The organism is Lentzea sp. NBRC 105346 (assembly GCF_030269605.1).
In the GTDB taxonomy this organism is placed as follows: domain Bacteria; phylum Actinomycetota; class Actinomycetes; order Mycobacteriales; family Pseudonocardiaceae; genus Lentzea.
The window spans coordinates 141,583-153,630 of sequence record NZ_BSTQ01000017.1; the positions used below are offsets into that span (position 1 = coordinate 141,583).

A 12,048-nucleotide genomic window follows, 5' to 3' on the forward strand; every position below is an offset into this window, starting at 1 on the left:
AACAGGGTGCATTAACCCACACGCTGTTGCAACCGATTCGTTGCTGCTACCTGAAACGCAACGTAGCTTTCGGGTCATGGAAACACAGGGGGAACTCCAGCGCATGACCTATCCGGACGGCCACGAGGGCTGGCTCGCCACCGGCCGCTCGGCGGTCCGCGCCGTCCTGTCCGACGACCGGTTCAGCGTCCGGCCCGACCTCATGCACAACCCGTGGGTGGACACGGGTGGCCAGAAGCCGCCGCCTCCGGCGCCCGGCCTGTTCGGCGACATGGACGCGCCCGACCACACCCGCTACCGCAGGCTGCTGACCGGGCAGTTCACCGTCCGCCGGATGCGGCTGCTCGAGGACCGGATCCGGGAGATCACCGCAGACCATCTCGACGCGATGGAGCGCAACGGACCCACGGCCGACCTCATCACGGCGTTCGCGCAGCCGATCCCGGCGCTGACGATCTGCGAACTGCTCGGCGTGCCGTACGAGGACCGGGGTGGGTTCCAGGACGACATTGTCGCCGTCACCGGCAGCATGGTCGACTACGACGCGCTGATGGAGGCGCTGGCCCGGCAGCAGGCGTACATCGGCGAGCTCGTCGTCCGCAAGCGCGCCGAGCCGCAGGACGACCTGATCAGCGGGCTCACCGAGTCGGACCTGACCGACGAGGAGATCGCGAACATGAGCCTGTTCCTGCTCGGCGGCGGGCTCGACACCACGACCAACGTGTTCGCGACCGGTCTGCTCGAACTGCTGCGCGAGCCGGAACGGGTCGAACGGCTGCGCACCGAACCCGAGGTCGTCGTCGAGGAGATCCTGCGGGCGGTGAGCATCATCCCGATGACGGCCCGCAGCGCGCTGGCCGACGTCGAGATCGACGGTCGGCTGGTCCGGGCCGGCGAGACGGTCGCGTTGTCGATCGAGGACGCGAACAAGGACCTGAGCGGAGGCCACGTTTCGTTCGGGCACGGCATCCACCAATGCATCGGGCAGCAGCTCGCCCGTGTGGAGCTCAAGGTCGGGTTCCCGGCGTTGTTCGACCGGTTCCCGAAGCTGCGGCTGGCCGTGGCCGAGTCCGAGCTGCCGTGGCGGCCGCACGCGCTGGTGAGGGGAATTCTCGAGCTGCCGATCGCGTGGGACTAGGCGCGGCGACGCAGCCTGAGGCCGAAGAACAGGGCCAGCGCCAGGACGGTGCCGCCGATGCCGAGCGCGAGCGGCCAGTTGTCCCACGACGAGACGACCTCGGTGCGCGGCTGTGCGGCCGGGGGAACCGTGGTCGTGGTGGTGGGTGGTGGCGGTTTCGCGAGCGCCGCCGCCCCCGCGACCGCGCGGATCGGGGTGCCGGCGCCTTCGGAGGCCGACAGCAGCGTGCCGTCGGGTTCGAACGCGATCGCCTCGCCCTGTGGTTCGTTGGGCAACGGCACCCGCACCGGGTCACCGGACAGCGCCTTGACCAGGTCACCGTCCTGGACCGGGAAGAGGTAGGCGTCGGTGTAGGTGCGCAACGCGACGACGGACCCGTCCTGGGTCTGGGCCGCGCCGGTCACCAGCCGTGAGTCGAGCGTGCCCTCGAGCGGCCCGCCGGGAGTGTCCGTGGACGAGAGCGACACGCGCGCGACCTGTTCCATCGCGACCGGGGCCGCGGCGTTCAACGGCGCCACCGGCCGGTACACGAGCGCGGAACCGAGGGGCTCCTTGGTGATGATGTACGGGGTGCCGGTCTTGTCGAGCAGCAGTGCTTCGGCGTCGTGTTTGCCGTCCGGGTAGGTGAGCCGGAACAGCTGCGCGGAGCCGTTGGGCGACACGACGTGGATCGCGACGGTCTCGCGGGACTTGTTGTTGTCGCCGGTGTCGGCGAGCCACAGCTTGCCGTCCGGTGCGAGGGCCATGTCCTCGACGTCGAACGGGTTCACCGGCGCGGTGATGGTCCGCCTGACGACGCAGTCGCGGCCCATCACCTGGATCTTGATGGTGCCGTCGTCGCTGTCGTCGACGGCGTAGAGGTTCTTGCCGTCAGAAGTGAGCCCGGACAGCTCCTCCGAGCTGACCGGGCACACGTCTACTGGCGGTGGTGGTGCGATCAAGCAGGCGTCCCGTTGACCGAGAACTGCTCCAGCACGCCCGCCAGGTCCGGGCGGACCCGTGCGGACACCAGCGTGCCGTTCTCGGTGTGCTTCTCCGAGAGGACCTCGCCCTCGCGGTGCACCCGCGCGACGACCTCGCCGCGCGCGTACGGCACGAGCGCCTCGACCACGACCTCCGGCCGTGGCACGCGGTTCGCGATGACCGTGCGCAGTTCGTCGATGCCGATGCCGGAGTGCGCCGACACGAACACCGCGTCCGGGAACAGGTGCCGCAGCCGCGCCATGCCGAGCTCGCCGACCGCGTCGATCTTGTTCACCACGAGCAGCTCGGGCGGCATGGGCGCGTCGCGCTTCTCGTTGATCTCCCGCAGCACCTCGCGCACCGCCGTGACCTGCTTCTCCGGCATGCCGTCGGAGCCGTCGACGACGTGGACCAGCAGGTCCGAGTCGGCGACCTCCTCCAGCGTCGACCGGAAGGCCTCGACCAGCTGGTGCGGCAGGTGCCGCACGAACCCGACCGTGTCGGTCAGCGTGTACGCCAGGCCGTCCGGCGTGAGCGCCCGGCGGGTCGTCGGGTCGAGGGTGGCGAACAGCGCGTCCTCCACCAGCACACCCGCGCCCGTCAACGCGTTCAGCAGCGACGACTTGCCCGCGTTGGTGTAGCCCGCGATCGCGACGCTCGGGACCTCGTTCGCCACGCGCTTGCCGCGCTTGGTCTCCCGGATCACGCTCATCGCGGCGATCTCGCGGCGCAGCTTGGAGATGCGCGCGCGGATCCGCCGCCGGTCCGTCTCGATCTTGGTCTCACCGGGACCGCGCAGACCCACACCGCCGTTGCCGCCACCGGCCCGGCCACCGGCCTGCCGGGACAACGTCTCACCCCAACCGCGCAGGCGCGGCATGAGGTACTGCAGCTGGGCCAGTTCGACCTGGGCCTTGCCCTCCTTCGAGGACGTGTGCTGCGCGAAGATGTCCAGGATCAGCGCGGTCCGGTCGATGACCTTGACCTTCAGCTTCTCCTCCAGCTGGCGCAGCTGGCCCGGCGACAGCTCACCGTCGCAGATCACCGTGTCCGCGCCGCTGGACAACACCACGTCACGCAGCTCGGTGACCTTGCCGGAGCCGATGTAGGTCGCGGGATCGGGGCGGTCGCGCCGCTGCACGACGCCCTCCAGCACCTCCGAACCGGCGGTCTCCGCGAGTCGCGCCAGCTCGGCGAGCGAGGCCTCGGAGTCCGCAGCGGTCCCCTCGGTCCACACACCGACCAGCACGACCCGTTCCAGGCGCAGCTGCCGGTACTCGACCTCGGTGACGTCCTCGAGCTCTGTCGAGAGCCCGGCGACCCGGCGAAGCGCGGCACGTTCGGCGAGTTCGAACTCACCGGTGGACAGGTCGTCCCATTCGATGTTTTCCGTCATTTGCCCTTCAGTTTCCCATGGATCGGAGTCACTCCCCCGGATACACCGCGAGGTAGATCGCGACACGGGGGGCTTCCGGATCCGCCGGCTCTTCGGCCAGCTCTCTCATCAACGCTTCGAGACGCCGTTTCAGTTCCTCGGGGTCGGCGTGCACGACCAGCCTGGTCATGTCCACTTCCCCGACGCCGACATCGGCGACCTCGCCCAGGAAAGCGTGCAGCATCGCCTGCCCGACGGCGACCATATTTTCGCTGTTGTCCAGTTCCCAGGAGAGCCCGGTGGATCGATACGGGATCTCCTTGGCCCCCCGGTTGCCCGCTCTAGCCGGCAGGGCCTCCAGGAACCCGGTCGCGACGAGTTTGCGCACGTGGTGCAGCGTCGTGGCGGGGTCCTTCTGGAGCCGATCGGCCAGCTCCTTGTTGGTGAGCGGCCGCTCGTGGGTCAGCCGGATGATGCGCAGCCTCAGGTCTGAACTGAGGGCCGCGACCTCGTCCGGCGTGGACTTTCTCCTGTGCACGGCCCCGAGTGTAAGTGATTGACAGTTTCCAATCACTCGGCGCAGACTGCGTGTCATGGCACTGCGGGGGCACCAGGACTTCAGCCGGTTGTGGACCGGCGAGACCATCAGCCAGTTCGGCGCGATCCTCGGGTACACGGTGTTCCCGCTGCTCGCGGCCCAGTTGCTGCACGCGTCGCCGTTCGAGATGGGGCTGCTCGAGGCGGCGCTGATGAGCGCGTTCCTGGTGATCGGGCTGCCCGCGGGCGTGTGGGTGGACCGGATGCGGCGCCGGCCGTTGATGATCGCGATGGACCTGCTTCGCGCTGCCTTGGTGCTGACCGTGCCGATCGCGTGGTGGCTGGACGCGCTGACGCTGCCGCACCTGATCGTCATGGCGCTGTTCCTGGGCGTGTGCACGGTGTTCTTCGACGTCGCGTACCAGTCGTACCTGCCATCGCTGGTCGGCCGGGACCACCTGGTCGAGGGCAACGCGAAGCTGCAGGCCAGCGCCTCGGTGGTCGAGGTGACCGGGCCGGGGCTCGGCGGTTTCGCGGTGCAGTTCCTGGGCGCGGCGAACGCGGTGCTCGCGACCGGCGTCGGGTACCTGAGCTCGGCGTTCTTCCTGTGGCGGATTCGCGCGGCCGAGCCCACGCCGGTGCGGCACGAGTCGCCGAACCTGGTGCGCGAGGTCCGGGAGGGCCTGGCGTTCGTGTTCTCGAACCGGACGCTGCGGGCGATCGTGGGCTGCACCGGCACCGCGAACCTGTTCAACGGCGTGCGGATGGCCGTGCTCGTGCTGTTCCTGGTGCGCACGCTGGACCTGACGGCGGCGCAGGCGGGCCTGGTGTTCAGCTTCGGCGGGCTCGGCGGTGTGCTCGGTGCGCTGACCGCGACGCGCGTGCAGAAGTGGGTCGGCCAGGCGCGGCTGATCTGGGTGTCGATGGTGGTGACGTCGCCGGCGCCGTTGCTCATGCCGCTCGCGGGGCCGGGGTTGCGGATGGGGTTCGCGCTCGCCTCGGTATTCGTCTTCGGATACGGCGTGATCGTCTACAACATCGCCCAGGTCAGCTATCGGCAGGCGATCTGCCCGGACCACCTGCTCGGCCGGATGAACGCCAGCATCCGCTGGGTCGTGTGGGGCGCGCAGCCGATCGGCGCGCTGGCCGGTGGCGTGATCGGCGAGTGGATCGGCATCGTCGGCACGCTGTGGGTGTCGGCGATCGGCGGAACGCTCGCGAGTCTGTGGGTCGTGCTGTCACCGTTGAGGACGATGCGCGACATACCGGAGATCTCTAGCGTCAAATCCCATGGTTGATACAAGCGTGCTGCGGGACGGGCTCTACTTCGGCGAAGGACCCCGGTGCGGACCCGACGGACGGTTGTTCTACTCCGACTTCTATGCGCACGAGGTCCGCGCGATCGACATCGACACCGGCGACGACGAACTCGTCTGCACGGTCGACGGCCAGCCGTCCGGACTGGGCTGGCTTCCCGACGGCCGCATGCTCGTCGTCTCCATGCTCGACCGCCGCGTGCTGCGCCTGGAACCCACCGGCGAGCTCGTCGAGCACGGCGATATATCGCATATTGCATCCTTCCACGCGAACGACATGCTCGTCGACGACGCCGGCCGCGCCTACGTCGGCAACTTCGGCTTCGACCTGCACGGCCTCATCGACGAGGTCGGCATCCCCGCGCTGCTCGACCCGTCCTACGACCCGCCGGGCGCGTCGCTCGCGCTCATCAGGCCCGACGGCGACGTCGTCGTCGCGGCCGAGGACCTGAAGTTCCCCAACGGCACGGTCCGTATACAGAATGCAGAATCCAATATATTGGTTATCGCCGAGACGATCGCCTTCCGGCTGACGGCGTTCGACGTCGCCGACGACGGCACCCTGTCTAACCGGCGGGTGTGGGCCGACGTCAAGGAACACGGGATCGCCCCCGACGGCACCTGTGCCGACGGCGACGGCATCTGGGTCGCGCCGGCACTGCAGGCGGCGGCGTACCGCGTCACCGAGGGCGGGAAGGTGACGCACCGCGTGGAGACGACGCAGCCGTGCTTCGCCGTCGCCGTCGTCGGCGACACGCTGGTGTGCGTGACGGCGCCCGACTCACATCCGCGGATCGCGGCCGCCGAACGCCAGGGGAAGCTGGAGACCTACCGGATCGAGTCCCACCAGGCCTGATCGAGCTCACCGCGGGCCACCAGCACGGCCGGGCCGGTCAGCGTGGACGTCGTTCCCTCGATCACGACGGTCACCTGACCGCCCAGCACGTCGACGGTCGCCTTGCCGGAGCTCTGGCCGATGCCCCACAGCCAGGACGCGACGGCGGCGACCGTCCCCGTCCCGCAGGACCGGGTCTCGCCCACGCCGCGTTCGTGCACGCGCATGCGCAGGGCGCCCTCGTCGAGGACGTTGACGAACTCGACGTTCACGCCGTGCGGGAACATCGCGGGGTCGTGGCCGGGTGGCACGGTCAGGTCGAACTCGTCGACCGGCACGTCGGTGACGCACGCGAGGTGCGGGTTGCCCATGTCGACGGCGACGCCGGCGAAGCCCCGGCCGTCGACGGCCGCCAGCGAGGCGCCCACGACCTTGGCCGGGCCCATGTCGACCGTCACGGAGCCATCGGGGTGCGTGACGACGGGCTTCTCCCCCGCCCTGGTGTCGACGACGAACTCGCCCTCCGGCTGCAGGCCGGCGTCCACCAGGTACCTGGCGAACACACGCACGCCGTTGCCGCACATCTCGGCGATCGAGCCGTCGGCGTTGCGGTAGTCCATGAACCACTGGCCGGCATCACCTCGCACGACCCGCAGCACGCCGTCCGCGCCGAGACCGCGCTGGCGGTCGCACAGCGCGCGCACGCGGGCGTCGGTCAGGTCCAGCTTGCCTTCGAGGTCGGGCAGGATCACGAAGTCGTTCTCCGTGCCGTGCCCCTTCACGAACTCCACGTGACCAGGTTACTTGCCGCGTCCAAAAGATCTTCGCGGGAGCCGTCGAGCCAGGTGGTCCGGTCGTCCCGCCGGAACCACGAGCGCTGCCTGCGCACGAACCGGCGGGTGGCGCGCTTCGTCTCGGCAACGGCCTCGTCGATCGTGCACTCACCGTCCAATGCGGACAGCACCTGCTGGTACCCGAGCGCGCGGGAGGCGGTCTTGCCGGACCGGAGGTCCGGGAGCAGGCCGCGCACCTCGTCCACCAAACCATCAGCGAACATGAGGTCCACGCGGCGGTCAACGCGCGAGTCCAGTTCGGACACCTCGCGGTCGACCCCGATCAGGATGGTGCCGTAGCGCGCGGGACCGGGTTTCGGGAGCTGAGCGGAGAACGGCTCGCCGGTCAGCTCGATGACCTCCAGCGCACGCACGATCCGGCGGGTGTTGGACGGCAGGATCGCCGCCGCCGCGACCGGGTCCAACGACACGAGCCGCTCGTACAGCACGCCCGCGCCGGCCGAGAGAAGCTCGGCCTCCAACCTGGCCCGGACGGCGTCGTCGGTGCCGGGAAAGCGGAGGTCGTCGAGCACGGCCTGCACGTACAGCCCGGAGCCGCCCGCGAGGATGGGCGGCTTCCCGAGATCCAGCAGCTTCTCGATGACGGCCCGCGTGTCGCGCTGGTAGGCGGCGACCGACGCGGTCTCGGTGACGTCGAGGACGTCGAGCAGGTGGTGCGGCACGCCGCGGCGTTCCGCGAGCGACATCTTCGCGGTGCCGATGTCCATGCCGCGGTAGAGCTGCATGGCGTCGGCGTTGACGACCTCACCGCCGAACCGCAGCGCGAGCGACACGGCCAGGTCGGACTTGCCGGTGGCGGTGGGACCGACGACCGCGATGGGCGTGATCACGAGCGCTCCCACACGGCGACGTGGTAGCCGACGCCGAAGGGCGCGTAGAACTCGGCACGCGTGCACTGCCACGGTCCCGGCACTCCGGCGAGCACCTGCCACGCCGGCACGCCCTGCGCGCCGAGCTCGCGAGCCAGATCGAGGTCGATGGCCAGAATCCCGTCGGTGTCAGAGGTTTTGAGCAGCCGGTGGACGTGCTCGTCGAACGGTCCCGAACGCTCGTCGTTTCCGCCGGGCGAGCGCAAACCATGGCGGATCGAACCGTCGCCCAGTACGAGCAGGCCCACCTCGCCGGGTTCGTCGTCCAGGCGCCGTCCAATTGAGACACATTCGGCCGACGACACGAAACGGGGGACGACTTCGACGTGTGACACCTCGGCTGCGCAGCGTTCCCGCAGCCAGGCCGCCACGAGCACGGGCAGCGGAACATCGGTCGCGGAAGGTCCGTCACCCCCCAGTGACACCTTCACATCGACGCCATAACCGAGAAAAGTTCCGTTCGTGGCAGGTCCGAAGCGTGCTGGACCCGCGTCGTCGACCGCGACGGCGACCCATCGGCGAGGCAGTTCTCCTGCCGCCGCAAGGGTTGCGGCCCGCAGCTCGGCGGTTTCGGCGGCGGCTCCCGCGACCAGTTCGGGGACGAGCAGGGGCGGGTGCGGGACGACCGCGGCACGCGTGATCACGACGAACCAGGCTACCTATCGTGGACTCCCAGTACCGAGTCGAGCTCTGACCTGTTTGAATGCGCGCGGGGTACTGGGGACTATGGAACCCCCGGTACCCGGACGCATCGGCCTCGCCGCTGGCGGGGCGCTCGTGGCTGGCACGGGCACCAGATGGGAGGAAACCGGCGATGTCGGAGCAGGACAGCACACCTTCGGTTGAGGGTGTAGTCGAGGAAACGCCGAAGGAGACCGTGCAGGCGACGCCTCCGGCCGTTCCCGTGGCATCGGACCACCCTGACCGCTGGGGCCGCGTGGACGCGGACGGCACCGTGTACGTGAAGACCGCCGACGGTGAACGCGCGGTCGGCTCGTGGCAGGCCGGTGAGCCGACCGAGGGACTCGCGCACTTCGCCAGGCGGTTCGACGACATCCGCACCGAGGTCGAGCTGCTGGTGACGCGGCTCGAGTCGGGCGCGGGCGACCCCAAGCACGCGATGACGAGCGCCAAGCACGTCAAGGAGACCCTCGCGGAGGCCGCGGTCGTCGGCGACCTCGAGGCGCTCGCGCGGCGCGTCGACCACGTGCTCGCCCGGGCCGAGGTGGGGCTGGAGAAGGCGAAGGAGGCCAAGGAGGCCGCCCGCGCCCAGTCCGTGGCCCGCAAGCAGGCGCTGGTCGAGGAGGCCGAGTCGCTGGCCAACGAGTCGACCCAGTGGAAGGTCGCGGGCGACCGCCTGCGCCAGATCCTCGACGAGTGGAAGACGATCCGCGGTGTCGACCGCAAGACCGACGAGCAGCTCTGGCGCCGGTTCTCCAAGGCCCGCGACGCGTTCAACCGCCGCCGCGGCTCCCACTTCGCGGACCTCGACCGGCAGCGCTCGGTCGCGAAGACCCGCAAGCAGGAGCTGGTCGAGGAGGCCGAGAAGCTCATCGACTCCGACGACTGGGGCCCCACGGCCGGTCGCTACAAGGAGCTGATGGTCGAGTGGAAGGCCGCCGGGCGTGCGCCCAAGGAGGCCGACGACGCCCTCTGGCAGCGCTTCCGCGCCGCCCAGGACGCGTTCTTCCAGAAGCGGTCCGAGGCGTTCTCCGAACGTGACGCCGAGTTCGCGGCCAACGCGAAGCTGAAGGAAGAGCTGCTGGCCGAGGCCGAGCAGATCGACCCGTCGCACGACCTCGAGTCGGCCCGCCAGCACCTGTACAAGATCCAGGAGCGCTGGGACGCCATCGGCAAGGTGCCGCGTGAGCGCATCCGCGAGCTCGAGGGCAAGCTGCGCGCGGTCGAGGAGAAGGTCCGCACGGCCGTCGACGCCCAGTGGCGCCGCTCCGACCCCGAGGCCGAGGCCCGCGTCGCGCAGTTCCGCGAGCGCGTCGAGGAGTTCGAGGCCAAGGCGACCAAAGCACGTGCCGCGGGCGACAAGCGCCGGGCCGAGCAGGCCGAGGCGCAGGCCGCCCAGTGGCGCGAGTGGCTCGCCGCCGCCGAGCAGGCCCTCGCCACCCGCTAGTCAGAAGTGCCGTTAGGGGCACCCTTGCGACATCTGATGTCGCAAGGGTGCCCCTAACGGTCTTACAGGCGTGGCGGACGGGAAGCGGCGATGCGCAGCCACTTCACCAGCAGCACGATCACCGCGATCACGGCCAGCACCAGCCCGAACCCAGGCCCAGGCCCCGGCGTCTTGTTGCTGGTCGTCGTCTGCTGCGACCAGATCGACAGCACGCCGATCACGGACCCGGCGAACAGCCCGAGCGCGCAGACCCAGGCCATCCCCCACCGCCGCGTGACGAGTCCGATCCCGGATCCGAGCACACCCACGACGAGCGCCACGAACACGAACAGCCGGGGCAGGAAGCCGACCAGCGGGTCGCCGAGCAGCACCGAGAGCCCGCGCACCGACCCCACCCACGGCATGATCAGCGACAACAGGATCGCGAGCACCGAGATCGCGATCGTCAGAGCGCCGGCACCGGGGTCGATCCGCCGGGCGACGTCGCGTTCCACCTCGTCGATCTCCTCGCCGTATGCGGCGAGGTCGTCCGGATCGCTCACTGAGCAGCACACCCCGAAACGGCAGGCAGCGGAGCGGGCTTGCCGAAGCCCGGCAGCCCCAGGGACACACCGGGCGTGCGGGGCTTGATCCCCGCCTCGGACCGGTCACCGGCCAGGGTCCGGCGCCACGACCGGACGGTGCCGTCGGCCACCAGGTAGTGCGGCGCCGCGTAGGTCACCTCGGTCTCGATCACGTCGCCGGGCCGGATCGCCAGGTCGCCGGGCGCGAAGTGCACGAGCCGCCCGTCGCGGGCACGGCCGCTCATCCGGTGCGTCTCGGAGTCGCGCTTGCCCTCGCCGGACGCCACGAGCACCTCGACCGTGCGGCCGACCTGTTCGCGGTTCAGCTCGAAGGTGATCTCGTTCTGCAACGCCACCAGGCGGTCGAACCGCTCCTGCACCACGTGCTTGGGCAGCTGGTCCGGCAGCGAGGCCGCGGGCGTGCCAGGGCGCTTCGAGTACTGGAACGTGAAGGCCGACGAGAACCGCGACTGGCGCACCACGTCCAGCGTCGCCTCGAAGTCCGCGTCGGTCTCGCCGGGGAAGCCGACGATGATGTCCGTCGTGATGGCCGCGTCGGGCATGGCCGAGCGAACGCGAGACAGGATGTCCAGGTACTTCGCCGACCGGTACGACCGCCGCATCTCCTTCAGCAGCCGGTCCGAACCGGACTGCAGCGGCATATGCAGCGAGTGGCAGACGTTGGGTGTCTCGGCCATCGCGGTGATCACGTCGTCGGTGAAGTCCTTCGGGTGCGGCGAGGTGAACCGCACGCGCTCCAGGCCCTCGATCGAGCCGCACGACCGCAGCAGCTTGCCGAACGCGTACCGGTCGCCGAACTCGACGCCGTAGGAGTTGACGTTCTGCCCGAGCAGCGTCACCTCCAGCACGCCCTCGGCGACCAGCGCGGACACCTCGGCGAGGATCTCGCCTGGCCGGCGGTCCTTCTCCTTGCCGCGCAGCGACGGCACGATGCAGAACGTGCAGGTGTTGTTGCAGCCGACCGAGATGGACACCCAGCCCGAGTAGGCCGAGTCGCGGCGCGCGGGCAGCGTGGACGGGAACGTCTCCAGCGAGTCGAGGATCTCGACCTGCGCCTCGCGGTTGTGCCGGGCGCGGTCCAGCAGCACCGGCAGCGACCCGATGTTGTGCGTACCGAACACCACGTCCACCCACGGCGCGCGGCGGACGATCTCGCCCTTGTCCTTCTGGGCCAGGCAGCCGCCGACGGCGATCTGCATGTCCGGGTTCGCGGCCTTCAACGGCGCCAGGTGACCGAGCGTGCCGTAGAGCTTGTTGTCGGCGTTCTCGCGGACCGCGCAGGTGTTGAACACGACGACGTCCGCCTGCTCGTCACCCGAAACCGGGGACAAGCCCGCGTCCTCCAGCAGACCGGCGAGGCGCTCGGAGTCGTGCACGTTCATTTGGCAACCGAACGTGCGGATCTGGTAACTGCGGGTCACTGCAACCAACCTTTCGTCGGTGCAAGCG

The 12,048-nt window shown here is 69.8% G+C and carries 12 protein-coding genes; 4 read left to right on the forward strand and 8 right to left on the reverse strand.

The genetic code is table 11. From position 1 onward, the window contains the following. The first annotated feature begins 76 nt into the window (after positions 1 to 76). Complete coding sequence (locus QSK35_RS31730) at positions 77 to 1,138, forward strand: cytochrome P450 (protein WP_285751287.1); 1,062 nt, start codon at positions 77 to 79, stop codon at positions 1,136 to 1,138. Here the strand turns inward: QSK35_RS31730 and QSK35_RS31735 are convergent. From QSK35_RS31735 to QSK35_RS31745, 3 genes are read right to left on the reverse strand one after another with little or no spacing between them, the layout of a single operon-like run. Beyond that, a complete protein-coding gene (locus QSK35_RS31735) occupies positions 1,135 to 2,079 on the reverse strand; it encodes a hypothetical protein (protein ID WP_285751288.1) in 945 nt (314 codons plus the stop codon). The genes QSK35_RS31730 and QSK35_RS31735 overlap by 4 nt on opposite strands. After that, the gene (gene hflX / locus QSK35_RS31740) at positions 2,076 to 3,497 is read right to left on the reverse strand and encodes a GTPase HflX (protein WP_285751289.1); all 1,422 of its coding nucleotides are present in this window, start codon (positions 3,495 to 3,497) and stop codon (positions 2,076 to 2,078) included. Before hflX ends, QSK35_RS31735 begins: the two co-directional genes overlap by 4 nt. A gap of 28 nt (positions 3,498 to 3,525) precedes the next feature. Continuing rightward, a complete protein-coding gene (locus tag QSK35_RS31745; protein WP_285751290.1) occupies positions 3,526 to 4,014 on the reverse strand; it encodes an ArsR/SmtB family transcription factor in 489 nt (162 codons plus the stop codon). A 55-nt stretch (positions 4,015 to 4,069) separates the two neighbouring features. Here QSK35_RS31745 and QSK35_RS31750 point away from each other — a divergent pair, with 55 nt between their 5' ends. Next, positions 4,070 to 5,311: an MFS transporter gene (locus tag QSK35_RS31750; RefSeq protein ID WP_502881748.1), complete on the forward strand. Its 1,242-nt coding sequence runs from the start codon at positions 4,070 to 4,072 to the stop codon at positions 5,309 to 5,311. After that, positions 5,304 to 6,185, forward strand: coding sequence for an SMP-30/gluconolactonase/LRE family protein (locus tag QSK35_RS31755; protein WP_285751291.1), 882 nt, complete (start codon positions 5,304 to 5,306; stop codon positions 6,183 to 6,185). Before QSK35_RS31750 ends, QSK35_RS31755 begins: the two co-directional genes overlap by 8 nt. Here QSK35_RS31755 and dapF read toward each other — a convergent pair. Genes dapF through QSK35_RS31770 form a run of 3 tightly spaced genes read right to left on the reverse strand, consistent with a single transcriptional unit; the run spans position 6,158 to position 8,531 of the window. After that, positions 6,158 to 6,955 (reverse strand): diaminopimelate epimerase, encoded by a 798-nt coding sequence (dapF, locus tag QSK35_RS31760; protein WP_285751292.1) that lies wholly within the window; start codon positions 6,953 to 6,955, stop codon positions 6,158 to 6,160. The two genes, QSK35_RS31755 and dapF, sit on opposite strands and share 28 nt — an antisense overlap. Beyond that, a complete protein-coding gene (miaA, locus tag QSK35_RS31765; protein WP_285751293.1) occupies positions 6,943 to 7,848 on the reverse strand; it encodes a tRNA (adenosine(37)-N6)-dimethylallyltransferase MiaA in 906 nt (301 codons plus the stop codon). Before miaA ends, dapF begins: the two co-directional genes overlap by 13 nt. Beyond that, positions 7,845 to 8,531 carry a class III extradiol ring-cleavage dioxygenase family protein gene (locus QSK35_RS31770; RefSeq protein WP_285751294.1) on the reverse strand — a complete coding sequence of 229 codons (687 nt, stop codon included), beginning with the start codon at positions 8,529 to 8,531 and terminating at the stop codon, positions 7,845 to 7,847. Before QSK35_RS31770 ends, miaA begins: the two co-directional genes overlap by 4 nt. 170 nt (positions 8,532 to 8,701) lie before the next feature. Here QSK35_RS31770 and QSK35_RS31775 point away from each other — a divergent pair, with 170 nt between their 5' ends. After that, positions 8,702 to 10,015 carry a DUF349 domain-containing protein gene (locus QSK35_RS31775; RefSeq protein ID WP_285751295.1) on the forward strand — a complete coding sequence of 438 codons (1,314 nt, stop codon included), beginning with the start codon at positions 8,702 to 8,704 and terminating at the stop codon, positions 10,013 to 10,015. Between the two features lie 62 nt (positions 10,016 to 10,077). On the opposite strand, the gene QSK35_RS31780 is transcribed toward QSK35_RS31775, so the two are convergent. After that, the gene (locus QSK35_RS31780; protein WP_285751296.1) at positions 10,078 to 10,557 is read right to left on the reverse strand and encodes an Rv2732c family membrane protein; all 480 of its coding nucleotides are present in this window, start codon (positions 10,555 to 10,557) and stop codon (positions 10,078 to 10,080) included. Next, entirely contained in the window at positions 10,554 to 12,020 is a 1,467-nt protein-coding gene (miaB, locus tag QSK35_RS31785) for a tRNA (N6-isopentenyl adenosine(37)-C2)-methylthiotransferase MiaB (RefSeq protein ID WP_285751297.1), read from the reverse strand. The genes QSK35_RS31780 and miaB overlap by 4 nt, the downstream gene beginning before the upstream one ends. Positions 12,021 to 12,048 lie beyond the last annotated feature (28 nt).